The following is a 22497-nucleotide window of genomic DNA, read 5'->3' on the forward strand; positions in this document are numbered from 1 at the left end:
GGCACGTCAGGCCACGGCGGGGATCGGGTGGCCCGCCCAGTCGGGGGCCGGTTCCGTCAGCTCCCTGAGGCGGTGCAGGACCGCGTCGGGGAACTCGGCGGCCCGGCCCGCCCGCTGGTCGACGTGGACCGCGAGCAGTTCGGTCGTGGCCGCCGGGGCCGCGTCCCGCGCCGGCTCCGCGTCCTGCTCCGGCACGACGTACATCTCGTGCACGAAGCGCGACTTGCGCGGTGCCGCTCCCAGCACGCGGGTACGGACGGCGAGATGGGCGGCCTCGGGCACCTCCCTGAGGAAGCGGACCTGGGACTGGACCGTGTAGAGGGAGCAGCCCGTGGACTCGCGGTACCCGGAGTCGAGCCCCGTCTCGATCATCAGCGCGTCCGTGGCGTGGCCGAAGACGAGGACGTAGAAGGCCTCGCTCATATGGCCGTTGTAGTCGATCCACTCGGGGCGGACCGTGCTGCGGAACAGCGGGAGGCCCGTCATCGGGAGCCCTCCCCCCGGCCCAGGCGGCCGGTGGCGCGCAGCACTTCGACGACGCCCCGGTCGCGTTCGGCCACCAGCTCGGCGATGGAGCGGCCGTCCGCCGCCTCGTCGCAGCCCGCCACCACGGCGTCGTACAGCGCCGCGTCCAGCTCGGGCGCTTCGAGGCGTGTCCACGGCGACTTCAGGGACGGGCCGAAGTGGTCCAGCATGTGCGCCATGCCGCCCTCGCCGCCCGCGAGCGCGAACGTCAGCATCGGTCCCATGACCGCCCAGCGCAGCCCGGGGCCCTCGGTGATCGACAGGTCGATGTCCCGGACCGTCGCGTCGCCGTTGGCGACCATGTGCAGCGCCTCGCGCCACAGGGCTTCCTGCAGCCGGTTGGCGATGAAGCCGGGCACCTCGTTGTCCATCGTGATGACGGACTTGCCCGCGACTTCGTAGAAGCGGGAGGCCCAGGCGACCGCGGCCTGGTCGGTGCTCTCGCCGCCGGCGACCTCGACGAGCGGGATGAGGTAGGGCGGGTTGAACGGGTGGCCGACGACGAGGCGCGAGGGGTCGGCGGCCTTCGTCTGCATGTCGGTCATCGGATAGCCGGAGGTGGAGGAGGCGATGACGACGCCCTGCGGTGTCGCCGCGTCGAGGCGGGCCAGCAGGTCGCGCTTGAGGTCGAGCTTCTCGGGCGCGCTCTCCTGCACGAACTCGGCTTCGGCCACGGCCTCTTCGAGGGCGCCGGTCACGGTGAGCCGGTCGGCGGAGGCACCCTCGGCGAGGCCGAGCGAGGTCAGTGTCGGCCAGGCCGCGTCGACCAGGCGGCGCAGCCGCTGCCCGGCGTCGGGCGCGGGGTCCCAGGCGGTCACGTCGTAGCCGCGGGCGAGGAAGTGGGCGGCCCAGCCGCCGCCGATGACGCCGGCGCCGACGCAGGCGACGCGGCGGACGTTCTCGGGTGAGGCCATGAGGGGTGAGGTCATGAGGGGGGTTCCTTCGTGGTTCGCTGCGGGCTACTTGCGCGGCGTGAGGCCGAGGGTGGCGCGGGCCTCGTCCGGTGTCGCGACGCGGGCGCCCATCGACTCGGTGAGGGTCACGGCCCGCTCGACGAGCTGGGCGTTGGTCGCCTTGTTGCCCTTGCCGAGGTAGAGGTTGTCCTCAAGGCCCACGCGGACGTGGCCGCCGAGGAGGATCGACTGCGCGGCCCACGGCATCTGCATCCGGCCGAGCGCGAAGCTCGCCCACCGGGCGCCGTCCGGCAGCATGTTGACCATCGCCTGGAGCACCCCGGGGTCCGCGGGCGCGCCCCACGGGATGCCCATGCACAGCTGGAAGACGGTCGGGTCGTCGAGCAGGCCCTCCGCGAGCAGCTGCTTGGCGAACCAGAGCTGGCCCGTGTCGAAGATCTCCAACTCGGGCCGTACGCCCAGCTCCTGGATGCGCCGCGCGCCCGCGCGCAGCATGTCGGGCGTCGAGACGTAGAGGTTCGAGCCGTCGCCGAAGTTGAGCGAGCCGCAGTCCAGTGTGCAGATGTCGGGAAGCAGGTCCTCGACGTGCGGAAGGCGTTCGAGGCCGCTGACGAGGTCGGTGCCGGGGAGGTGGGTGAGCGGGTCGTCCGGGTCGATGACCAGGTCGCCGCCCATGCCGGCGGTGAGGTTGATGACGACGTCGGTGCCGGTCTCCTTGATGCGCTCGACGACCTCCCGGTACAGCTTCGGGTCGCGGGCCGGGTCGCCGGTCTCGGGATCCCGTACGTGGATATGGACGACGGCGGCTCCCGCGGCGGCCGCCTCCACGGCGTTCCTGGCGATCTGCTCCGGGGTGACGGGGACATGGGGGCTCTTGCGGACGGTGTCGCCCGCGCCGGTGAGGGCGCAGGTGATGATGACGTTCTCGTTGACGGGCATGGGGGGACCTCCCGGGTTCGTGCCGCTCGGGCGGTGGCCGAGCGGGGGCGCGGGTTGGCGGGGTAGGGGTTCTTCGGCTACGGAGTACTCGGCCGCGGACTTCTCGGCCGCGGAGCCAGGATCGTGTGGGTGACGTGGGCGGTCAGCGCCGCGTGCATGGCGTCCGCCGCGGCGGCGGACGACGGCCCGCCCACCGAGAGGACATGGGTCGCCAGGCCGTCGATCAGCGCGGTCAGCGTCAGTGCCGCTTCCTGCGGGTCGACCGAGGCGCGGAACACGCCCTGGGCGACGCCCCTGCGCAGCACGTCGGCGACGGTCTCCCGCCACTGCCGGTAGTACTCGGAGTGCAGTCCGCCCACCGCCGTGGAGCGCGCGGCCTCGGCCCACAGGTCGAGCCACACCGCCCACTGGCGGCGCTGCTGCCCGGTGCGCGGGGTCTGGAGCGCGATCAGCTGGCGCAGCTCCGCCGCAGCGTCGTCCGCCTCGGCGAGGCGGGCGGCACGGCGCGCGGTGTCCTCGTCCATGCACCACCGCACGGCCGCCTCCAGGAGTTCGGCGCGGCTCGGGAAGTGGTAGTGGATCGCGGCGCTGCTGGTGGCGCAGGCGCGGGCGATGTCCGCGACCCGCACGGCGTGGAAGCCGTGCTCGGCGATCAGCCGGACCGTCTCGCGGACGATCTGCAGCGGCCGCCCGCCCTCGACGCCGGCGGCCGACGCCGTGTCCTTCGCGCGGGTCCTGGTGCCGAGCAGCCAGCCCGCGTCGACCCGGCCCTCGTCGGCGATCCGCGCCAGCTCCGCGGCCGTGAAGCGGCGGGTGCCGCTCAGCGAACGCGAGAGCTTGGACGGATCCATGACGACGCGGCGCGCGAACTCGCGCTGGCTGACGCCCGCGTCCGCGATGACCTCGCGGACCCGGGCGGCGGTGCCTGCCGTCGGGGCGTCGTCGGTTTCCACGGGCCACGACCTTAGGCGCACGTTGCGGAAAACTCAACACCATGTACTCGATCCCCCTGCCGGTGTACTGGGGGATTGCGCTTCTGACTGATGCATCAGTCAGAAGCACAACACACCCAGGCCCCGGGGCGTACGGGGGGACGCCATGACCGGCGGGCGGTGCGCGACCCGGCGGCGCGGCGGGCAGGCCGCAACCAGGCGGCGGAGCCGCCCGGGCGCGCCGGGTGCGCAGCGGCAAGCTGCGGAGCGCTACTCCGCCGCGGGCGACGCGGCGGTGTCCTGCGTGCGGCGGCGTTCGCGGCGGGCCATCCAGGCTGCCACCACGGCGCCCGACACGTTGTGCCAGACCGAGAAGACGGCCGCGGGCAGCGCCGCCTCCGCGCTGAAGTGCGCGGTGGCCAGGGAGGCGGCGAGGCCCGAGTTCTGCATGCCGACCTCGAAGGCCATCGCCCGGCTCGCCGGCCGCCCGAGCCGGGACAGCGCGCCCGCGCCGTAGCCGAGGGCGAGGCCGAGGCCGTTGTGCAGGACGACGGCGAGCAGGACGAGCCCCGCCGCGTTCCTGATCTGCTGCGCGCTGCCGGAGACCACGGTCACCACGATGAGCGCCACGACGACCGCGGAGATCCACGGCAGGACGCCGAGCACCCGGTCCACGTACCGCCCTGCGGCGAGGCGCACGAGGACGCCCGCGACGACGGGCAGCAGCACCTGCTTGAGGATGTCCGTGACCATCGAGCCCGCGTCCACGTGCAGGAACTGTCCCGCGAGCAGCAGCGTGAGCGGCGGGGTGAGCAGCGGCGCGAGCACGGTCGACACCGTCGCCACGGACACCGAGAGCGCGACGTCGCCGCGCGCCAGGTAGGCGACGACGTTGGACGCCGTGCCGCTGGGCGCGCAGCCGACGAGGATGACCCCGGCGGCCAGCTGGGGCGGCAGCCCGAGGGCGTTGGCGATCAGCCAGCCGAGCCCCGGCATGATCACGTAGTGCGCGACGAGGCCGAGCCCCACCGCCCAGGGGCGCCGCGCCACCGCCCGGAAGTCCGGCAGGGTCAGCGTGAGCCCCATGCAGAACATGACGGTGCCGAGCATCCACGGTGTGCCCGTGCCCCAGCCCGTGAAGGCCGAGGGCCTGATCATGCCGAGGGCGCCCGCGAGGAGGATGAGCAGCGGGAAGACGGTGACCGCGCGCTGTGCCGCCCGGTCGGTGCCCGACGCCCCCGGGGAGCCGCCGGGGCCCAGCGGGGCCCGGTCCCGCGGCACCTGGACGGGTGGCGTCCGGTCCTGCGGGGCCTGGACCGGTGGTGTCCGGTCCTGCGGCTCCGAATCCCGCGGCGCCCGGTCCCGGGGCACCGGGGACGCGGTGCGCCGCGCGGGTCCGCCGGGTTCGTTCCGCTCCTGCTGCGACTCTTCCTGTGACACCCCGGCATCGTAAAGATGGCGCGTACAGGCAGCGGGGGTGTTCCGGATCGTGGACGCGGCGCACGCGCGACCGCGGGCCTCCGCCCGGCCTCACCAGCGGGCGGGCGGCGGGGCCGTGAGCCGGTCGGCGAGGAGCGCGAGCCGGTCCCTGAGGCGGTACCTGCCGCGCACGGCGGGCAGCTCGGCCTCGCCGGCCGCCGCGCTCACCAGGTGCTGCACTGTGTCGAAGTCCACATCGGGCTCGGGGGTGGCACGGGGCGCCGGGACGCGCCCAGGGTCCCGCGCCGCCTCGGGCTCCGCCTCCCCGGGCGGCGGGACGGCGCCCGCCACGGTCAGCGCCTCGTGCGCCAGCGCGTGCATCTCCGGGTCGCCGCCGTCCAGCGAGAAGACCGTGGCCCCGGCGCGCCTGGCCCCGTGCACCCGTTCGAGCAGGCCCTGGTCGGCCGGGCCGGGCGCCACCACGAGCAGCGTCTCGCCGCGCCCGGCCGCCGCCAGCCTGCCGAGGCCCACCGTCAGGTGGGCGGGCGCGTCCGCGGGCACCCGGTGCCGTACGAGGGTGGGGGTCAGCTCGGGTCTACCCGACCAGGCCGCCTCGTCCACCAGGTGCGCTGCCAGGTGCCAGGGCTCGTACGCCCGGGTCCCGACGAGCAGCAGGCCGCCGCCCTGCGGCACGACACGGGAGCGCAGGGCGCCCGCGAAGCCGCGGGCCTCCGAGGGCCAGCGGGTACCCGCGAGTACCTCGCGCAACAGGGCTACGCGTTGGGCATCCATGGGCCCGCATCCTGCCCGAACGCCGCGCCCGGCGGCCCCGAGTGGCCAAGACCTCACCCGAAAGGGAAGGCTGGGGGCCATGACTTCCTCTTCTTCACAGAGCCCGGACGCCGCCAAGCCGCCCGCCAGGGACCCCTGGGACCTGCCCGACGTGTCGGGCCTCGTCGTCGGCGTGCTCGGCGGCACCGGCGACCAGGGCCGCGGCCTCGCGTACCGGCTGGCGCGCGCAGGACAGAAGGTGATCGTCGGCTCGCGCGCCGCGGAGCGCGCGGAGGCCGCCGCTGCGGAGCTCGGGCACGGCGTGGCGGGCGCGGCCAACGCGGACTGCGCCCGCCGCAGCGACGTGGTGATCCTGGCCGTGCCGTGGGAAGGCCACGCGAAGACGCTCCGGTCGCTCGCGGACGACCTCGCGGGCAAGATCGTCGTGGACTGCGTCAACCCGCTCGGCTTCGACAAGAAGGGCGCGTACGCGATCACACCCGAGGAGGGCAGCGCGGCCGAGCAGGCCGCGGCGCTGCTGCCGGACTCCCGGGTCACGGCCGCCTTCCACCACCTCTCCGCCGTGCTGCTCCAGGACCCCGCGGTCGAGTCGATCGACACGGACGTCATGGTGCTCGGCGAGTCACGCGCCGACACGGATGTCGTCCAGGCGCTCGCCGGCCGCGTCACGGGCATGCGCGGCGTCTACGCGGGGCGGCTGCGCAACGCCCACCAGGTGGAGTCGCTGGTCGCGAACCTGATCTCCGTCAACCGCCGGTACAAGGCGCACGCGGGCCTGCGGGTCACGGACGTCTGAGCCCGCCCCGACGGACGTCCGAGCCCGCCTTCCGGCCCTGCCGCCGGGCGGACGGGAGGATGGGGGAGACTGGGAGGGCAACGGTCTCCCCCATCCGCCCATCCGCCCATCCGCCCGTCCGCCCGTCCGCCCGTCCGCCCGTCCGACAGGAGCAGCACCCCATGCCCCGCCTCGCCCTCTACGCCCTCGTCGTCTGCGCACTCGCCGTCGCCGCGGCCGTGCTCTCGTTCGTCCAGGGCAGCTGGCTCGGCGTCGTCTGGATCCTGCTCGCGGGCCTGTCGTCCAACATGGCGTGGTACTACCTGCGGCGCGCGCGGACCGCGCCCGCTCCGTCGCAACAGCGCTGACCGCCGGGGCACCCCGCCCGTCCGCCGCAGCAGCCGACCGCCCGGGGCGCCCGGCCGTCCGCCGGCACGGCCCCGGCCGTCCCACCCGGCGCGACGTCGGCTCAGCGCCCTTGACGCCCCCTTCTCCCACGCGTTCAATCACGTCGTGAAACAAGGGTCGGCCCGTCGGGTCGGCGCAGTCCACGTGTAGGTCGGACGCCGCGTGCCCGTACGGCCGTTCGGCTGCGCCCGTGCGCCGTCCGGCGTTGTCGAAAGGGACGGCAGCTCGTGCCCCGTGAACTCCCCGGAACCCCCACACCGGACACAACGGACCACTCCAGCCTGCGCAGACGCGGCTTTCTGCTCGCCTCGGGCGCCCTCGCGGCCTCCGGCGCCACCGCGAGGACCGCGCCGGCCGCGGCGGCGGCCCCCGCGACCGCGGGCGCGGACGGCGCGAAGCCGGCCGCGGCCACCGCTCCCCCGCCGGCCCGGCACGCGGCCGGGGACCCCGATCTCGGGCCGAACGTCCATGTCTTCGACCCGTCGATGGACGCGGACACCGTCCAGTCCACGCTGGACGCGGTCTTCGCGCAGCAGAAGCAGGCCGAGTTCGGCGCCGGCCGCTACGCGCTGCTGTTCAAGCCGGGCAGCTACGACGTCGACGTCAACATCGGCTACTACACGCACGTGGCCGGGCTCGGCGCGCAGCCCGCCGACGTGACGATCTCCGACTCCCTGCACGTGGACGGCGACGCGCACGGCAAGGGCACGCTGACCAACTTCTGGCGCGGCGCGGAGAACATCCACCCGGTGCCGAGGAGCGGCACCGACCGCTGGGCGGTCTCCCAGGCCACCTTCTACCGGCGGATCTATCTGACCGGCAACCTCCAGCTGGACGACGGGGGATACTCCAGCGGCGGCTTCATCGCGGACAGCCTGATCACCGGCCGGGTGGCGTCAGGCACCCAGCAGCAGTGGCTCACCCGCAACTCGGTGGTCGGCGACTGGCTCGGCTTCAACTGGAACATCGTCTTCGTCGGCACCGACAACGCGCCCGCGACGAGCTTCCCCTCGCCGCCGTTCACCAACGTGGCGCGCACCCCGGTCGTACGGGAGAAGCCGTTCCTGCACGTGGACAAGGCGGGCGCCTGGCACGTGTTCGTGCCGGCCGTGCGCCGCGACAGCCACAACACCAGCTGGGAGGGGCGGCGCGCCGCAGGTACGGACGTGCCGATCGGCGACTTCCACATAGCGAAGCCGGGGGCGAGCGCGGCGGAGCTCAACTCGGCGCTCGCGCGGGGCGAGCACCTGCTGATCACGCCGGGCGTGTACCACCTCTCGCAGCCGCTGAGGATCACCAGGGCGGGCACGGTCGTGCTCGGCCTCGGCCTCGCGACGCTCGTCCCCGACGGCGGCGTCACGGCGCTCGACGTCGCCGACGTGGACGGCGTGAAGATCGCCGGATTGCTGGTGGACGCGGGCGAGCAGGAGAGCGAGGCACTCGTGCGCGTCGGGCCCGAGGGCGCGCGCCGCGGCCACGCCCAGGACCCGACCTCGCTGCACGACGTGTTCGTCCGGGTCGGCGGCGCGGGCGTCGGCAGGGCGCGGAAGTCGATCGTGGTCAACAGCCACGACGTGATCATCGACAACACGTGGCTGTGGCGCGCCGACCACGGCACCGGCGTCGGATGGACGAAGAACACCTCGGACACGGGCCTTGTGGTGGCCGGGGACGACGTCACCGTGTACGGGCTGTTCGTGGAGCACCACCAGAAGGCGCAGGTCGCCTGGTCGGGCGAGCGGGGACGTACGTACTTCTTCCAGAACGAGATGCCGTACGACCCGCCGGACCAGGCGGCGTGGCGCGAGGGCCCGCACCGCGGCCACCCGGCGTACGAGGTGGCGGCGGGCGTGCGGGAGCACGAGGCGTGGGGGCTCGGCAGCTACTGCAACCTCACCGCCGACCCGACGATCGTCGCGGACCGTGCCTTCGCGGCGCCGCGGCGGGACGGGGTCCGCTTCCACAGCATGATCACGTTCTCGCTGGGCGGCGGGCAGGGCACGATCGCGCACGTCATCAACACGACGGGCGGTCCTTCCGACGCGGAGGTGGGGCTGGCGAAGGTGACGCGCTACCCGTGATCCGCGACCGCGGGGCCGGGCCGGGGAGTGCGCCCAGGCCCGGCCCCGCGCGGCACCCGTCGGCTCAGTTGCCGAAGAAGGCGGGCACCTCGCACTGCGGGGTCTGCGACGTCCAGAACCGGAAGAGGTTCTGTCCGCAGTAGGTGGAGTTCTGGTCCACGCCGAGGTGGCCGAGGATCGTGTCGATCAGGTCGAAGAAGGCGTGGTTGACCGTGCCCTGGTAGAGCACGACGAAGACGGCGATCAGCCCGAACGGCGCGAACGGTGCGATCTGCCTGCGGATGCGGGGCGAGAGCCACGGCTCGATCACGCCGTACCCGTCGAGGCCCGGCACCGGCACGAGGTTCAGCAGCGTGGCGGAGACCTGGAGGAACGCGAGGAAGCTGAGCGCGTGCCGGAAGTCGAGCGGCATCCCGCCGAGCCCGAACAGCCAGAACGGCGCGGTGCACACGAGCGCGAACAGCGCGTTCGTCACGGGGCCCGCGGCGGAGATCAGGCTGTGCCGCCACCGCCCCTTCACCCGGTTGCGCTCGATGTACACGGCGCCGCCCGGCAGGCCGATCCCGCCGAGGATCACGAAGACGACGGGCAGCACGATGCTGAGCAGGGCGTGGGTGTACTTGAGCGGGTTGAGCGTGAGATAGCCCTTGGCCCCGATGCTGATGTCGCCGCTGTGCAGCGCGGTGCGGGCGTGCGCGTACTCGTGCAGGCAGAGCGAGACCACCCACGCGGACACCACGAACACGAACACGGCGAAACCCGCGCTGTCCGAGAACCCCGTCCACACCGCCCACCCGGAGACCACCAGCACGGCGGCGATCCCCAGGAAGACGGGGCTGATCCGCCGCTCGCTCTTGGCGGCGGTACTGACACTGCTCATTGGGTCTCCCCCGGCCGGCACAGGCACTACGTCCATGAACCGTACTGGTTCCCCACCCCGCCCCCGCCCTGCCGGGGCTGCGGGTGGGACGACGAGTGGGATAGGGGGCATGAGTGACCCTACCGGCAAGTACTCGATCACCATGCCGCGCGACATCGCGGAGGCCGCGAAGGCGCGCAGCGGGCCGTCCGGCCTGTCGGCCTATGTGGCGGCCGCCGTCGCCCGCCAGATCGAGCGGGACAACCTCAACGAACTCATCCACGTGGCGGAGGCAGAGCACGGCCCCGTCACCGAAGAGGAGATCCAGGCCCTTCGCGACCAGTTGCAGCAGGCCCGCCGCGAGCAGGCACAGGGCGGGGCGAACGCCGCGTGACCCGCTCCGCCGCCGCTCCTGGCGGCACGCTCGTCCTCGACGGCGAGGGCCTGGCCAGGGCCGTGCGGCGCGACCGGGCGGTGACCGGCTGGCTCGCCCTGGCCCGCGCCGACGACCTGCGCGTCATCACCTCGGCGGCCACGCTCGTGGAAGTGGTCCGTCCCAGGATCAACCGCCCCGCCCTGGAGTGGACGCTCTCCCGCCTGATCGTGGAGCCCGTCACCGAACCGATCGCCCGGCACGCGGCCGCCCTCCTGGGCGATGCCGGCCTCCACGGGCGCACATACGCCCTCGACGCCATCCTCGGGGCCACGGCTCTGGCCGCGCCGGGGCCCGCCACCATCCTCACGTCGGACCCCGGCGACCTCACCGCCCTGTGCGGCGGACGCGTCACGGTCATCAAGGTGTAGCAGCACGCGGCGGCGGAGCGCCCGGGTCGGCGGGTTGCGCTGTCGGCGGATCGGGGTGGCCGGTGGGGGGAAGGGCGGCAGGATGGGGGGGTGGAGCGGGAGACGGCGGTGCGGCGGCTGGGGCTCGGGTACTTTGTGCGGCCCGCGGCCGAGACCGGCGGGGAGTGGCCGCGGGTCGAGCCCGTGCTCGCCTATCTGGTGCGCTACGGCGAGGAGTTGATCCTCTTCGACACCGGAATCGGGCGCGCCGACGCGGAGACCGAGGCGCATTACCGGCCGCGGAGGCGGCCGTTGCGGGAGGCCCTTGCGGCGGCCGGGGCGGCCGTCGGCGATGTCTCCCTGGTCGTCAACTGCCACCTGCACTTCGACCACTGTGGCGGTAACCCCCTCTTCGGGGGCACGCCCGTCCTCGTCCAGAGCACCGAGCTCGCCGCCGCGCGCGGCGGCGGCCACACCGTCGAGGAGTTGGTCGACTTCCCCGGCGCGGTCTACGAGGAGGTCGCGGGCGAGGTCGAACTGCGGCCCGGTCTCCGGGTCGTCCCGACGCCCGGACACACGGCCGGGCACCAGTCGCTGGTCGTGCGGCAGGGCGACGGCACGGTCGTACTCGCCGGCCAGGCCCACGACTTCGCCTCCGACTTCGCGTCCGCCCACCTGGCCCGCACGGCCGCGCTCGACGGGGTGGCGCCGCCGCTGCCGCCCTACCCCGCCTGGCTCGACCGGATCGCCGGCCTCGACCCGCGACGGGTGGTGTTCGCGCACGACTGCTCGGTCTGGGAGCCGCCAGGGGCCGAGGGGCGCTGAGCCCCCCCGGCGGCCGGGAGGCGGCGTCAGCGCGCGTGTTCGCGGGCGGCCTCAGGGGCGGCTGTACGGCCCTGCCCGGCGGCCGGGGTGCGGCGGGGCGCGGGGCGCCAGGGGCGTACGAGGGCGAGGAAGGAGGCGGCCGCGCCCACCGAGCAGACGAGTTGGACAAGCGCCATGGGGATCGCGGTGTGCTCGCCCGCGATGCCGACCAGCGGCGAGGCGAGGGAGCCCACGAGGAACGACGAGGTGCCGAGCAGCGCGGAGGCGGAGCCCGCCGCGTGGCCCGCGCGGGTCAGGCCGAGGGTGTTGGCGTTGGTGTTGACCAGGCCCATGCCCATCATCAGGCAGAACAGCCCGGCGGCCACGGCGCAGAGGGGGACGCGGCCGAACGCGCCCGTGGTCATCAGCAGCAGGGCGGTGGCGGCCGAGGTGATCAGCACGAGGCCGCAGCCGAGGATCCTGTGCATGCTGAACCGGTCGACGAGCACGCGCCCGTTGAGCTGCCCGATCCCCACGGAGCCCACCGCGTTGATCCCGAACAGGAGGCTGTATGTCTGGGGCGAGGCGCCGTAGATGACCTGCATGACGAACGGCGAAGCCGACACGTAGGCGAACAGGGCGGTGAACGCGAGCGTGCCGGTCAGCAGGTAGCCGCTGAAGGCGCGGTCGCCCAGCAGGCCGCGCATGGTGCGCAGCGCGGCGCCCACGCCGCCGCCGTGCCGCCGCTCGGGCGGCAGCGTCTCGTGCAGCCACTTCCAGGCGACGAGGGTGAGGAGCGCGCCGACCACCGTGATCACGACGAAGATGCCCCGCCAGTCGGTGAAGCGGAGCATCTGGCCGCCGAAGACGGGCGCGACGATCGGCGCGACGCCGGAGACGAGCATCAGGCTGGAGAAGAAGCGGGCCATCGCGACGCCGTCGAACAGGTCGCGTGCGACGGCCCGGGAGATGACGACGCCCGCGGCGCCCGCGAGCCCCTGGATCAGCCGGACCGTGATGAGCACCTCGGCGTTGGGCGCGAGGGCACAGACGACGCTGGCGGCCACGTACACGCCCATGCCGACGAGCAGCGGTCTGCGTCTGCCCCACTTGTCGCTCATCGGGCCGATGACGATCTGGCCGAGCGCCATGCCGATGAGGCACGCGGTGAGGGTGATCTGCACCGTGGCGGCCGGGGCGTGCAGGGAGTTGGTGACGGCGGGAAGCGCCGGCAGGTACATGTCGGTGGAGAGCGGCGGCAGCGCGGTGAGCCCGCCGAGCACGAGCGTGAGGAGCAGCCCCGCGCGCCGGGCGGGGACGACGGCCGCGCCCCCGGCCGAGGCGCCGTCCGTCGGCCCGGTCTCGGCGGCGGGCGCGGTGCCGGCGGCGGGCGCGGGCAGGGGCTCGACGGCACCCGGTACGGCACCGGCCGCGGTGGCGGGGACGGCGTCCGGGAGTGGGGGCGTGGGCTCTGGGGTGACGGATGGGCCGCCGACCGGCATGACATCTCCTCAGTCGTGGAGTCGTTTCATATGCTCGCACCTGTCGACGGGTCCGTACGACGGGGAAAAGGGAGCACACGGTGGCACGGTGGGGCGTGGTGGCGACCGGCGGGATAGCGGCGCGGTTCACCCAGGACGTAGCGGAACTGGACAACGCGCAGGTCGTGGCGGTGGCGTCGCGGAACGAGGCGTCGGCGAAGGAGTTCGCCGGCCGGTTCGGCGTCGCGCGGGCGTACGGCGACTGGGCGGGGATGTTCGCGGACCCCGAGGTGGATGTGGTGTATGTCGCCACGCCGCACTCCGCGCACCGGGAGGCGGCGGGCGCCGCGCTCGTGGCGGGAAAGCCGGTGCTGTGCGAGAAGCCGTTCACGCTGAACGTGCGGGAGGCGCAGGAACTGGTGGACCTGGCGCGGCAGCGCGGCCTGTTCCTGATGGAGGCGATGTGGACGTACTGCAACCCGGTGGTGCGGCGGCTGGTCGAGCTGGTGCGCGACGGCGCGATCGGTGAGGTGCGGTCCGTGCGCGCGGACTTCGGCGTCGCGGGCCCGTTCGCACCCGGGCACCGCATGCGCAACCCGGCGCTCGGCGGCGGCGCGCTGCTCGACCTCGGCGTCTACCCGGTCTCGTTCGCGCAGCTGATCCTCGGTGAGCCGGCGCGCGTCCAGGCCGACGCCCAGCTCTCCCCCGAGGGCGTGGACGTCAACACGGGGATGCTGCTCGGCTGGGAGTCCGGCGCGGTGGCGACCCTGACGTGCGGGCTCGACGGCGTGTCCGGCACCCGCGCCACGGTGACCGGCACGCGTGGCCGCATCGACCTGCCCGAGGGGTTCTTCGACCCGGACTCGTTCGTGCTGCACCGCGCGTCCGCGGAAGAACCGGAGGTCGTACGGGCCGACTCCGCGCTGCACGGCCTCCAGCACGAGGCGGCCGAGGTCGCCGCCTGCCTGTCCGCGGGCCGCGCCGAGTCGCCACTGGTCCCGCTGGCGGGCACCCTCGCGGTGCTGCGCACGCTGGACACCGTGCGGGAGCGTGTCGGCGTCCGCTACCCGCAGGACGAGCCGCGCTGAGCGCCACCCCGCCACGGGCACGCGGGCGCGCGGTGTACGCGGTGTACGCGGTGTACGCGGTGTACGCGGTGTACGCGGGCACGCGGTGTACGCGCGGCGTAGGCGTCCCACGGCGCCCCCTCCCGGGACCCGCGCGTGAGCGCCCGTCGCGCCGCGCGGCGCCGGGCCTGCGGCGGGCGGGCGTCGTACGGGCGGGCCGCCGGGCCCCGGCGGCACCTGCGATGATGCTGCGATGAGCCCTGTGCCCGACCTCGTCCTGCGCCGCGCGCACATCCCGCACACCACCGGATCCTGGGATCTCGTGCTGCGAGACGGCCGGATCGAGAGCGTCGTCCCGGCAGGACGCGCGCTGCCGCAGGGGCCGGCTCTCGACCTGGACGGGCGGTTCGTGCGCCCCGGCCTGTGGGACGCGCACACGCACTTCGACCAGTGGACCGTCAGGCGTCGGCGGGTCGACCTGGCGCCCGCGACGAGCGCCGCGCACGCGGCGGCCGTCATGCGCGACGCCCTCGCCGCCGCCGACACCGCCTCCGCCTCCGGCTCCGGCTCCGGCTCCGGCCTGCTGGTCGGATACGGCTTCCGCGACGCGCTGTGGCCGGACGCCCCGAGCCTGGCCGCCCTCGACGCGGTGTCGGACGAGCGCCCCCTGGCGCTCGTCTCCGGCGACCTGCACTGCGGCTGGATCAACTCCGCCGCCGCGCGCCGCTTCGGCGTCCGCGCGCCCGACGACGGCCTGCTGCGTGAGGCCGAGTGGATGGCCCTGCTCGACGTCCTCGACCGCGACGAACGGCCAGGGGCCGACGACCACCGGGCGGCCGCGGAAGCCGCCGCCGCGCGGGGTGTCGTCGGGATCGTGGACTTCGAGAACGCCGACCTCCTGCGCCACTGGCCGCGGCGGGTCGCCGCCGGCGTGACCGCGCTGCGCGTGGAGGCGGCGGTGTGGCCCGGCCGGCTCGACGAGGCGATCGGGCGCGGCCTGCGCACCGGTGACGTCCTCGACCCGGGCGGCCTGGTCACGATGGGACGCCTCAAGATCATCGTCGACGGCTCCCTGAACACCCGCACGGCGCTGTGCTGGGACCCCTATCCGGGACTGCCCGCAGGCCACCCGCACCCGTGCGGGGTGCAGTCCGTCGCGCCGGAGCACGTCGAGGAGCTGGTCGCCCGCGCGTACGCGGCCGGTATCGCCCCGGCCGTGCACGCCATCGGCGACCGCGCCAACACCCAGGTGATCGACGTCTTCGAGCGGCTGGGCGTCCCGGGGACCGTCGAGCACGCCCAGCTCGTCTCCGCCGCCGACTTCGCGCGCTTCGGCCGACTGGGCCTGACCGCGAGCGTCCAGCCCGAGCACGCCATGGACGACCGCGACGTCGCCGACACGCACTGGGCGGGCCGGACCGACCGGGCGTTCGCGTTCCGCTCGCTGCTGGACGCCGGGGCCGTCCTCGCGCTCGGTTCGGACGCGCCCGTCGCGCCGCTGGACCCGTGGGTGGCGATCGGCGCCGCCGTGTCGCGCAGCCGCGACGGGCGGCGGCCCTGGCACCCGGACGAGCGGATCACGCGGGAGGCGGCCCTGGCCGCCTGCGCCCGCGGCCGCACGGAGGTCAGGGCGGGTGACGCGGCCGACCTCGTCGTCCTCGACGAGGACCCGCTCCAAGTGGACGCCGACGCCCTGCGCACCCTGCCGGTCGCCGCCACCCTGCTGGGCGGTCGGCCCACCTGGAAGAACCTGTAGCAGCCGCCCCTGGCACCCCGCCCTCACCCATGTACGGAGGACCGATGCGCACCCCCACCACGCCCACCGGGGCCGGAACCCGGCCAACCACCGGCCGCGGCCCGGTCGATGCGCATGCGTGAGGACCCCGGCTATGCCGGAGGCGACCTCGGCTGGGCCGCCGACCTGGTGCGCGAGCACCCGTGGGCGACCATGGTGTCCAACGGCGCAGGGGGCCGCGGGCCCGTCGTCTCGCACTACCCCTTCCTCGTCGAGGACACCGCGGACGCCGAGGCCCAGGGCGGACTCGTGCTGGTGAGCCATGTCGGCCGCCCGGACGAGGAGGCGCACCGGCTCGGCTCGCAGGAGCTGTGCGTGGTCGTCCAGGGCCCCGGCGGCTACATCTCGCCGAGCTGGTACGGGCTGCCCACCGCCGTGCCGACCTGGAACTTCGCCGCCGCCCACCTGTACGGCGTGCCGGAGATCCTCCCCGACGAGGAGAACCTCGCCGTACTCGACCGGCTCGTCGCGCACTTCGAGGCGCCCCTGCCCAACCCGTTCCTCCTGCGCGGCACTTCGGAGAACGCCGCCTACGCGGAGCGCATCGTGCACGGCACGGTCGGCTTCCGCGTGCGGGTGACCCGGGCGGTCACCAAGGAGAAGATGAGCCAGGACAAGCCGGAGCCCGTCATCGGGCGCATCCTCGCCGCGCTCGACGGGGGCGGGCCGTACGCGAACCCGGAACTCGCCGCGCGGATGCGGCGCGTCCGCCGATGAGAGACGCGGGCCCCTGAGCGGGCGCGGCGCCGGCCGCGGCACCCGGCGGCGCCGTGGCGCGGGGCGCCGAGCGCTCCGGCGCGGGCGCGGGGGATAGCCTCTGCGCGTATGAGTGAGTCCTCGGTCCCCCCGCCGCCCGACCCGTCCCGTACGCCCGCCCCGCCTGCCGCCCCCTCCGGTTCCGCCGGTGCCGCCGAGCCGGTGCGACCGCCCGCACCGGTGGCGGTGGTCACCGGCGCCGGGTCCGGCATCGGGCGGGCCGTAGCCCTCGAACTCGCCGCCGGCGGCTGGGATCTGGTGCTCGCGGGGCGGCGGCAGGAGGCACTGGAGGAGACACGGGCGGCGCTGCCCGGCGGCCGTGCGGTGTGCGTACGGGCCGACGTGGCGGACGCGGACTCGGTGGCCGGACTGTTCCGCGCGGCCGACGCGTTCGCGCCCCGGCTCGACCTGCTGTTCAACAACGCGGGCACCTTCGGGCCCGGCGGCATCCCGTTCGACGAACTGCCGCTGTCCGCCTGGCAGAAGGTCGTGGGGACGAACCTCACGGGCGCGTTCCTGTGCGCGCAGGCCGCGTTCCGCCGGATGAAGGCGCAGGACCCGCGGGGCGGGCGGATCATCAACAACGGCTCGGTCTCCGCGCACGCGCCGCGCCCCGACTCGGCTCCGTACACCGCGACCAAGCACGGGCTGACCGGACTCACCAAGTCGCTGTCCCTGGACGGCAGGCCGTACCGGATCGCCTGCGGGCAGATCGACATCGGCAACGCCGCGACCGAGATGACGGACCGGATGGCGCGCGGGGTGCCGCAGGCGGACGGCCGGCTGGCTGCCGAGCCCGTGATGGACGTGGCCGACGTGGCGCGCACCGTGCGGCACATGGCCGAGCTGCCGCTCGACGCCAATGTGCAGTTCGCCACGGTCCTCGCCACCGCGATGCCGTACATCGGGCGCGGCTGACGCGCCCCGGCGGGCGCGGGCCGTCGGGACCGCCGCGCCCCGCAGGGCCCCGCCCTCAGGTCAGGACGCGGACCGGGGAGCCCGCGGCCCACGCCGCGATGTCCTCGACCGCGTCGCGGTAGAAGACCTCGTACGTGTCCCGGGTGACATAGCCGACGTGCGGCGTGAGCAGGGCGTTGTCAAGGCGCCGCAGCGGGTGGTGCGCGGGCAGCGGCTCCCGGTCGAAGACGTCGAGCGCGGCGCCGCCGATCCGGTGCTCGCGCAACGCCGTCAGCAGCGCGAACTCGTCGACGATCGGGCCGCGCGAGGTGTTGACGAGCAGCGCGGTCGGCTTCATCGCGGCGAGTTCGGCGGCGCCGACCAGGCCCTTGGTGCGCTCGCTGAGGACGAGGTGCACGGACAGCACGTCGGCGCGGGCGAAGAGTTCGTCCTTGGCGACGGCCGTCACGCCCTGCTCCGCGGCGCGCTCCGCGGTGAGGTTCTGGCTCCAGGCGATGGTCTCCATGCCGAAGGCCCTGCCGATCTCCGCGACGCGCGAGCCGAGGCGGCCGAGCCCGAGGAGGCCGAGGGTGCGGCCGTACAGGTCACCGCCGACGCCGGTCTGCCAGCCGCCGGCGCGCACGGACCGGTTCTCCGCGGGGATGTTGCGCACGGCGGACAGGATCAGCGCCCAGGTCAGTTCGGCGGTCGGCGCCGACATGTAGCCGGTGTGCGCGACGGTGACGCCGAGTTCGCGCGCGGCCTCGATGTCGATGGAGCGGTTGCCGGGCCCGGTGGTGACGAGCAGCCGCAGATCGGTCAGGCGGCGCAGGACGTGCGCGGGGAACGGCGTGCGCTCGCGCATCGCGACGGCCACGTCGTACCCGGCGAGCCCCTTGACGACGGCGTCCTCGTCGGCGAACGGCTCGTGGAAGGCGGTGATCTCGGCGTCGAGGGAGGCCCAGTCGGCGAAGCCGAGCGCGACGTGCTGGTAGTCGTCCAGAATTGCGATCCTCATGGTCGAGAACGTACCCGCAGGCCGCGGCGGCACCACGGCGAGGGGCCGGTACGCGCCGTCGCGGCGTCCCGCACCGCGCGCGGGCCGCACCGCGGCCCCGCCTGGCACACTGCGGGCATGGGCACCGGCGGGGAGAAGGAACGTACGGCGCACGACCCGGAGGGCGCGGGCGGCGACACGTACTGGGCGGCCGTGGAGCGGCTGCACGGCTGGCTGGAGGAGCGCGCGGTGCTCCCCGCCGAGCAGGAGCGGCTGCTGCGGCTGCTGAAGCTGACGGAGGAGAGCGGCGAGGTCGCCGCCGCGGTGATCGGCGCGACGGGCCAGAACCCGCGCAAGGGCGTCACGCACAGCTGGGCGGACGTGGAGGCCGAGCTGTGCGACGTGATCGTGACCGCGATGGTCGCGCTGCGCACCCTCACCCCGGACGCGGCACGGGTCTTCGCCGGCCATCTGCGCCGGGTGGACGAGCGCGCCCGCGCCTGAGGCGCCGGGCCCCGGCCGGGTGACGCGCGCCCCCGCGCCCGACCGCGACGCGGCCCCGGCCGCACCTCGGCCGCCGCCCCTGCCGCGGGATCTCAGGGACGGCCCCGGGAAGGGGGCCGCTGTACGACCGGCCGAAGAGGTCCGCGCGGAGCGGGTGTGCGCCCGCGTTCATCCGGCGGTGCCGGACGCCTGGCCGCCCCGTGCCGGGTGAGGTGGTCCGTCACCAGCCGGAGGGTGAACTCGAAGCGGTCGTGTCCTGTGCCCGAGGCCAGCTCGGCGGCGTGGCGGCGGGTGTGCGGAAACGTGTCGGCCGGCAGCGCGGTGAACCGGCGGATCAGTTCCCCGCGGTCGAGCACCCATTCCTCGTCCGGGTGTCTGCGCCGCTGCTCGACCAGCGACTGCTCCAAGGCGTAGGCGCTGACATAGAGGGACAGGGCGTCGAGCGCCCAGGCGGCGTCCCGCGCCTCGACTCCGCCGGCGAGGAGGATCGCCAGTAGCCCCTCTCTGACCCGCAGCGTGGCGAGGTTGGTCGGGACCGCTCCCAGCGGTGGCACGGGAGACTCCCGGGTATTTGAGGTACTGGTCGCGGATCTGCGCGTACACGTCGAGGATCTGCCCGCGCCACGCGGCCGGTCCGGGTTCTGGCACCACGATCTCGGAGAAGGGGCGGCCGACGAGCAGATCGTCGATGTCCTCCTCGCTCACGATGTGCGCGTACGGCGACGACGGCCCGGGGGCGCGCGGCCGGGCACCGCGCACCCGGCCGCCTCACCCGGTGAGGTCACCCTCGCGCTCGTTGACCGCCGCGTAGTGCCGCAGCTTGTCCTCGTCCACGGTGACGCCGAGGCCGGGGCCCGTGGGCACCCGGAGCCTGCCCTCGGCGAGGCCGAGTGGCTCGATGATGTCGTCGGCGTGCAGGTAGTACATGGAATCGATGGCCCGCGAGAGCACCGGTGTGCTCGCGACGACCGCGAGGTGCGCGGCGGTCGCGATGCCCAGCTCGCCGCCGCTGTGCAGGTTCATGCCGAGCCCGAACGTCTCGCAGTGCGCGGCGAGCGCCTTGGTGGGGGCGATGCCGCCCCACTTGTAGACGTCGCCGTGGATCACGTCGACCGCGTTGAGCCGCATCGCGGGCGCGAACTCCTCGAACCGTACGACGCACATGTTGGTGCACAGCGGGATGCGGACCCTGGCGTGCACCTGGCTCATGCCCTCGATGCCGGTGCACGGGTCCTCCAGGTACTCCAGGTCGAGTTCCTCGAGCGCTATCCCGGCCCGTACCGAATCCGGCACCGACCAGGCGGCGTTGGGGTCGACCCGCAGGTCGACGCCGGGCAGCGCGGCGCGCAGCGCGCGCAGGATCGCCACGTCGCCCTCCACGTCGACGGTGCCCTTGAGCTTGACCGCGCGGAAGCCGCCCTCGGCGACGACGCGGGCCGCGTGCTCGGCGAGCGCGCCGGGCAGCGCGGCCCGGTCGGCGCCGGGCGCGTCGGCGCGGGTGACGAGCGCGGTGATCGGGACCTCGTCGCGCACCGGGCCGCCGAGCAGGTCGGTCAGGGACTGCCCGGTGGCCTTGCCCATCGCGTCCCAGCAGGCGACGTCGAGGGCGGCGAGCGCCGCGTAGCCGAGGTAGCCGTAGAAGAACGGCACCATGTGCTGCCTGCGGTGGAACGCTTCGAGGGCGAAGGGGCTGGTGCCGATGAGGTCCTTCGCCAGGTTCTCCACGATCGCGGCGACCGGCCTGCCCCACATGGTCTCGCCCCAGCCCTCGACGCCGTCGTCGGTGCGCACCCGCACGACCGTGCGGGTCTCCCCGGTCTTGGTCTCGAAGGAACTGGTGAACGGGTTGACCAGCGGGAGGTTGACCACCTGCACGTCGACGTCTGTGATCTTCATTGTTCTCCTCGATCAGCGGGGGTCCTTGGGGTCCCCGCGGTGGGGGCGGGGGCGGGCGCGGCCTCCGGCCGGGTCGCGGTGTCGAAGGCCCGTACGGCGCGGGCGAGCCCGCGGGCCCGCGCGTCCAGCAACCGCCGTCCGGCGTCCGCGTCCGCGCCGGACGCGTCGTCGGTGGCCCCGCCGACCCGGGCCCACTCGCCGTGCCGCTCGGTGGTGAGCCCCGGGTAGGGCGGGTTGTCGAACAGCGGCGGCACCGCGACGGGCTCCCGTACGGGCACGGGCGTGCGGACGAGCCCGGGGTGGGCCGCGAGCATCAGCGAGGTCTCGAACCACCCGGCGTGGCCGGGGGTCACCTCGGGCCGCTCGACGGGGCCGCCGGCGGCCGCGGCTCCGGTGTCGTCCGCGGTCACCGTCCAGTACGAGCAGGCGGCGACGGTGGCGCCCGCGGCCTCGGGCCGCAGCGCGAACCGCTTGACGGCGAGCCGCATGATCTCGTCGTTGCCGCCGTGCCCGTTGACCAAGAGGACGCGGCGGAAGCCGCTGGCCACCAGCGAGGACAGCAGGTCGTCGAGTACGGCGGCGAGCGTCGGCGCCGACAGCGAGAGCGCGGCGGCGAAGAGGTGGTGGGGGCTGTGCCCGTAGGGCAGCGTGGGCAGCCGCACCACCTCGGTGGTGTCCTCCCCCGGCGCGGGCGCGGCGAGCAGGCCGAGGGCCCGGTCGACGACCGCCTCCGCGAGGAGGGTGTCGGTGCCGAGCGGCAGGTGGGCCGCGTGCTGCTCCTGCGACCCGATGGGCAGCAGCGCGATCCCCGTGGCGCCCGCGGCGCGGGCCTCGCGCCAGGACAGCTCGGACATATTTCGTTGACTCACAGTGCTGTCTCCCGGAAACGCTGTCGTGGCAGAGTTCGCCGCATGGCGCAGAGAACTACGCGGTTGCGGTTGGTCGGGCCCCCGGCCGAGGCACCGGCGTCCCCGCGGGCGCGGACGCTGGGCGCCGTGGAACTGGTACCGGGACGGGTGCGCGCTGCGGTGCTGAGCGCCTCGGGCCGGGTCCTTGAGCGGGCCGAGGCGGCGTATCCGCCGAACGCGCGCGGCCGGAGCGAGGTGGACGCGGCGCTCACGGCCGCCGCCGGTGTGTTCGCGGGGCACCCGCCCGCCGGGATCGGGGTGGCGGCGGCCGGCATCGTGGACCCGGCGGCCGGGCTGATCGTCGAGGTCAACGACGTACCGGCGCTGCGCGGGTACCCGGTGTGCGAGCGGCTCGGCGCGCTGGTGGGCGTCCCCGTGCGGGTCGAGCACCGGGCGCGCCTGCAGGTGCTCGGCGACCGGTGGTTCGGCGCGGGGCGCGGCCGGCGCACCTTCGCCTCGGTGTCGACGGGCGAGGTGCTGGGCGTCGGCATCCTGTACGAGGGCGAGGTGGTGGCGCCGCTCGGCGGCCGCAGCGGCGCGCACATGGCGGTGACGGGCGGCGACGAGCGGTGCACCTGCGGCAACACCGGCTGCTGGAAGACGGTGGCGACCACGCGGTGGCTGCGGGCGCGCGCCGCGGCCCTCGGCCTCGGCGCGCGGGCGGACCTCGGCGCGCTGGTGGCGTCGGCCGACGCCCGGGCGCGCGCGCTGGTCGCGGAGTACGCGGAGAACCTGGTGCTGGGTCTGGTCAACGTCCAGCAGCTGTTCGCGCCCGGCCTGTTCGTACTGCACGGCGAGGCGAGGGACGGCGGCGAGCACTTCCGCGCGCTGCTTGAGGAGCGGCTGCGCAGGGACGGGGCCGGGCCGGGCGCCGAGCCGCCGCGCGTCGTGGTCGCCGACACGGCGGTGGACGACATCGCGCTGCTCGGCGGCGCGGGCCTGGTGCTCTCGCACCGGTAGCCGCA

General features: G+C 74.7%; 23 protein-coding genes and 1 pseudogene. 12 read left to right on the top strand and 12 right to left on the bottom strand.

Annotation, left to right across the window (positions count from 1 at the left end):
• Nucleotides 1-6: 6 nt before the first annotated feature.
• From ABEA77_RS26290 to ABEA77_RS26315, 6 genes are all read right to left on the bottom strand, one after another.
• A complete protein-coding gene (locus ABEA77_RS26290) occupies nucleotides 7-486 on the bottom strand; it encodes a thioesterase family protein (protein WP_345652539.1) in 480 nt (159 codons plus the stop codon).
• Nucleotides 483-1439: a 3-hydroxyacyl-CoA dehydrogenase NAD-binding domain-containing protein gene (locus tag ABEA77_RS26295; protein WP_345652619.1), complete on the bottom strand. Its 957-nt coding sequence runs from the start codon at nucleotides 1437-1439 to the stop codon at nucleotides 483-485. Before ABEA77_RS26295 ends, ABEA77_RS26290 begins: the two co-directional genes overlap by 4 nt.
• A gap of 45 nt (nucleotides 1440-1484) precedes the next feature.
• Nucleotides 1485-2378 carry a beta-keto acid cleavage family enzyme gene (locus ABEA77_RS26300; protein ID WP_345652542.1) on the bottom strand — a complete coding sequence of 298 codons (894 nt, stop codon included), beginning with the start codon at nucleotides 2376-2378 and terminating at the stop codon, nucleotides 1485-1487.
• Nucleotides 2379-2455: 77 nt separating this feature from the next.
• Nucleotides 2456-3331, bottom strand: coding sequence for a TetR/AcrR family transcriptional regulator (locus ABEA77_RS26305; RefSeq protein WP_345652544.1), 876 nt, complete (start codon nucleotides 3329-3331; stop codon nucleotides 2456-2458).
• 249 nt (nucleotides 3332-3580) lie between these two features.
• Nucleotides 3581-4591 carry a bile acid:sodium symporter family protein gene (locus ABEA77_RS26310; protein WP_345652621.1) on the bottom strand — a complete coding sequence of 337 codons (1011 nt, stop codon included), beginning with the start codon at nucleotides 4589-4591 and terminating at the stop codon, nucleotides 3581-3583.
• Between the two features lie 249 nt (nucleotides 4592-4840).
• Nucleotides 4841-5521 (bottom strand): hypothetical protein, encoded by a 681-nt coding sequence (locus ABEA77_RS26315; protein WP_345652547.1) that lies wholly within the window; start codon nucleotides 5519-5521, stop codon nucleotides 4841-4843.
• 79 nt (nucleotides 5522-5600) lie between these two features.
• On the opposite strand from ABEA77_RS26315, the gene npdG reads away from it, so the two are divergent.
• From npdG to ABEA77_RS26330, 3 genes are all read left to right on the top strand, one after another.
• Entirely contained in the window at nucleotides 5601-6317 is a 717-nt protein-coding gene (gene npdG, locus ABEA77_RS26320; RefSeq protein WP_345652550.1) for an NADPH-dependent F420 reductase, read from the top strand.
• 161 nt (nucleotides 6318-6478) lie between these two features.
• The gene (locus tag ABEA77_RS26325) at nucleotides 6479-6664 is read left to right on the top strand and encodes a hypothetical protein (protein WP_345652554.1); all 186 of its coding nucleotides are present in this window, start codon (nucleotides 6479-6481) and stop codon (nucleotides 6662-6664) included.
• Between the two features lie 267 nt (nucleotides 6665-6931).
• Nucleotides 6932-8785 (top strand): coagulation factor 5/8 type domain-containing protein, encoded by a 1854-nt coding sequence (locus ABEA77_RS26330; RefSeq protein ID WP_345652557.1) that lies wholly within the window; start codon nucleotides 6932-6934, stop codon nucleotides 8783-8785.
• Nucleotides 8786-8849: 64 nt separating this feature from the next.
• On the opposite strand, the gene ABEA77_RS26335 is transcribed toward ABEA77_RS26330, so the two are convergent.
• Complete coding sequence (locus ABEA77_RS26335) at nucleotides 8850-9665, bottom strand: site-2 protease family protein (RefSeq protein ID WP_345652560.1); 816 nt, start codon at nucleotides 9663-9665, stop codon at nucleotides 8850-8852.
• A 109-nt stretch (nucleotides 9666-9774) separates the two neighbouring features.
• Here ABEA77_RS26335 and ABEA77_RS26340 point away from each other — a divergent pair, with 109 nt between their 5' ends.
• The 3 genes from ABEA77_RS26340 to ABEA77_RS26350 all read left to right on the top strand — a co-directional run bounded on the left by ABEA77_RS26340 (nucleotide 9775) and on the right by ABEA77_RS26350 (nucleotide 11252).
• On the top strand, nucleotides 9775-10038 hold the full coding sequence (locus ABEA77_RS26340) for a CopG family transcriptional regulator (RefSeq protein WP_345652563.1): 264 nt from the start codon (nucleotides 9775-9777) through the stop codon (nucleotides 10036-10038).
• Nucleotides 10035-10448: a type II toxin-antitoxin system VapC family toxin gene (locus tag ABEA77_RS26345; RefSeq protein ID WP_345652565.1), complete on the top strand. Its 414-nt coding sequence runs from the start codon at nucleotides 10035-10037 to the stop codon at nucleotides 10446-10448. The genes ABEA77_RS26340 and ABEA77_RS26345 overlap by 4 nt, the downstream gene beginning before the upstream one ends.
• Before the next feature lie 90 nt (nucleotides 10449-10538).
• Nucleotides 10539-11252 carry an MBL fold metallo-hydrolase gene (locus tag ABEA77_RS26350; RefSeq protein WP_345652567.1) on the top strand — a complete coding sequence of 238 codons (714 nt, stop codon included), beginning with the start codon at nucleotides 10539-10541 and terminating at the stop codon, nucleotides 11250-11252.
• A gap of 26 nt (nucleotides 11253-11278) precedes the next feature.
• Here the strand turns inward: ABEA77_RS26350 and ABEA77_RS26355 are convergent, their stop codons facing one another.
• Nucleotides 11279-12733: a multidrug effflux MFS transporter gene (locus tag ABEA77_RS26355; RefSeq protein WP_345652569.1), complete on the bottom strand. Its 1455-nt coding sequence runs from the start codon at nucleotides 12731-12733 to the stop codon at nucleotides 11279-11281.
• Nucleotides 12734-12813: 80 nt separating this feature from the next.
• Here ABEA77_RS26355 and ABEA77_RS26360 point away from each other — a divergent pair, with 80 nt between their 5' ends.
• The 4 genes from ABEA77_RS26360 to ABEA77_RS26375 all read left to right on the top strand — a co-directional run bounded on the left by ABEA77_RS26360 (nucleotide 12814) and on the right by ABEA77_RS26375 (nucleotide 17248).
• Nucleotides 12814-13800, top strand: coding sequence for a Gfo/Idh/MocA family protein (locus ABEA77_RS26360; protein WP_345652571.1), 987 nt, complete (start codon nucleotides 12814-12816; stop codon nucleotides 13798-13800).
• Between the two features lie 232 nt (nucleotides 13801-14032).
• Nucleotides 14033-15535, top strand: a complete 1503-nt coding sequence (locus ABEA77_RS26365) for an amidohydrolase (RefSeq protein ID WP_345652573.1) — start codon at nucleotides 14033-14035, stop codon at nucleotides 15533-15535.
• Nucleotides 15536-15649: 114 nt separating this feature from the next.
• Nucleotides 15650-16291, top strand: coding sequence for an FMN-binding negative transcriptional regulator (locus ABEA77_RS26370; RefSeq protein ID WP_345652575.1), 642 nt, complete (start codon nucleotides 15650-15652; stop codon nucleotides 16289-16291).
• Between the two features lie 108 nt (nucleotides 16292-16399).
• A complete protein-coding gene (locus tag ABEA77_RS26375) occupies nucleotides 16400-17248 on the top strand; it encodes an SDR family oxidoreductase (RefSeq protein WP_345652578.1) in 849 nt (282 codons plus the stop codon).
• Between the two features lie 55 nt (nucleotides 17249-17303).
• On the opposite strand, the gene ABEA77_RS26380 is transcribed toward ABEA77_RS26375, so the two are convergent.
• A complete protein-coding gene (locus tag ABEA77_RS26380; protein WP_345652580.1) occupies nucleotides 17304-18245 on the bottom strand; it encodes a D-2-hydroxyacid dehydrogenase family protein in 942 nt (313 codons plus the stop codon).
• A 117-nt stretch (nucleotides 18246-18362) separates the two neighbouring features.
• Here ABEA77_RS26380 and ABEA77_RS26385 point away from each other — a divergent pair, with 117 nt between their 5' ends.
• On the top strand, nucleotides 18363-18728 hold the full coding sequence (locus ABEA77_RS26385; protein ID WP_345652583.1) for a MazG-like family protein: 366 nt from the start codon (nucleotides 18363-18365) through the stop codon (nucleotides 18726-18728).
• Nucleotides 18729-18931: 203 nt separating this feature from the next.
• On the opposite strand, the pseudogene ABEA77_RS26390 reads toward ABEA77_RS26385, so the two are convergent.
• From ABEA77_RS26390 to ABEA77_RS26400, 3 genes and pseudogenes are all read right to left on the bottom strand, one after another.
• Nucleotides 18932-19460: pseudogene (locus ABEA77_RS26390) on the bottom strand (TetR/AcrR family transcriptional regulator C-terminal domain-containing protein); the annotation flags it as partial.
• A gap of 36 nt (nucleotides 19461-19496) precedes the next feature.
• Nucleotides 19497-20624 (bottom strand): mandelate racemase/muconate lactonizing enzyme family protein, encoded by a 1128-nt coding sequence (locus ABEA77_RS26395; protein WP_345652586.1) that lies wholly within the window; start codon nucleotides 20622-20624, stop codon nucleotides 19497-19499.
• Nucleotides 20621-21493 (bottom strand): creatininase family protein, encoded by an 873-nt coding sequence (locus ABEA77_RS26400; protein WP_345652589.1) that lies wholly within the window; start codon nucleotides 21491-21493, stop codon nucleotides 20621-20623. Before ABEA77_RS26400 ends, ABEA77_RS26395 begins: the two co-directional genes overlap by 4 nt.
• Before the next feature lie 63 nt (nucleotides 21494-21556).
• On the opposite strand from ABEA77_RS26400, the gene ABEA77_RS26405 reads away from it, so the two are divergent.
• Nucleotides 21557-22492: an ROK family protein gene (locus ABEA77_RS26405; protein ID WP_345652623.1), complete on the top strand. Its 936-nt coding sequence runs from the start codon at nucleotides 21557-21559 to the stop codon at nucleotides 22490-22492.
• Nucleotides 22493-22497: the final 5 nt, after the last annotated feature.

The organism is Streptomyces tremellae (genome assembly GCF_039540215.1).
Classification (GTDB): Bacteria; Actinomycetota; Actinomycetes; order Streptomycetales; family Streptomycetaceae; genus Streptomyces; species Streptomyces tremellae.

Coding starts and splice junctions, on each gene's coding strand:
- ABEA77_RS26290 (WP_345652539.1), bottom strand. CDS start 486: ATGACGGGCCTCCCGCTGTTCCGCAGCACGGTCCGCCCCGAGTGGATC.
- ABEA77_RS26295 (WP_345652619.1), bottom strand. CDS start 1,439: ATGGCCTCACCCGAGAACGTCCGCCGCGTCGCCTGCGTCGGCGCCGGC.
- ABEA77_RS26300 (WP_345652542.1), bottom strand. CDS start 2,378: ATGCCCGTCAACGAGAACGTCATCATCACCTGCGCCCTCACCGGCGCG.
- ABEA77_RS26315 (WP_345652547.1), bottom strand. CDS start 5,521: ATGGATGCCCAACGCGTAGCCCTGTTGCGCGAGGTACTCGCGGGTACC.
- npdG (WP_345652550.1), top strand. CDS start 5,601: ATGACTTCCTCTTCTTCACAGAGCCCGGACGCCGCCAAGCCGCCCGCC.
- ABEA77_RS26325 (WP_345652554.1), top strand. CDS start 6,479: ATGCCCCGCCTCGCCCTCTACGCCCTCGTCGTCTGCGCACTCGCCGTC.
- ABEA77_RS26335 (WP_345652560.1), bottom strand. CDS start 9,665: ATGAGCAGTGTCAGTACCGCCGCCAAGAGCGAGCGGCGGATCAGCCCC.
- ABEA77_RS26340 (WP_345652563.1), top strand. CDS start 9,775: ATGAGTGACCCTACCGGCAAGTACTCGATCACCATGCCGCGCGACATC.
- ABEA77_RS26355 (WP_345652569.1), bottom strand. CDS start 12,733: ATGCCGGTCGGCGGCCCATCCGTCACCCCAGAGCCCACGCCCCCACTC.
- ABEA77_RS26365 (WP_345652573.1), top strand. CDS start 14,033: ATGAGCCCTGTGCCCGACCTCGTCCTGCGCCGCGCGCACATCCCGCAC.
- ABEA77_RS26370 (WP_345652575.1), top strand. CDS start 15,650: ATGCGTGAGGACCCCGGCTATGCCGGAGGCGACCTCGGCTGGGCCGCC.
- ABEA77_RS26375 (WP_345652578.1), top strand. CDS start 16,400: ATGAGTGAGTCCTCGGTCCCCCCGCCGCCCGACCCGTCCCGTACGCCC.
- ABEA77_RS26380 (WP_345652580.1), bottom strand. CDS start 18,245: ATGAGGATCGCAATTCTGGACGACTACCAGCACGTCGCGCTCGGCTTC.
- ABEA77_RS26385 (WP_345652583.1), top strand. CDS start 18,363: ATGGGCACCGGCGGGGAGAAGGAACGTACGGCGCACGACCCGGAGGGC.
- ABEA77_RS26395 (WP_345652586.1), bottom strand. CDS start 20,624: ATGAAGATCACAGACGTCGACGTGCAGGTGGTCAACCTCCCGCTGGTC.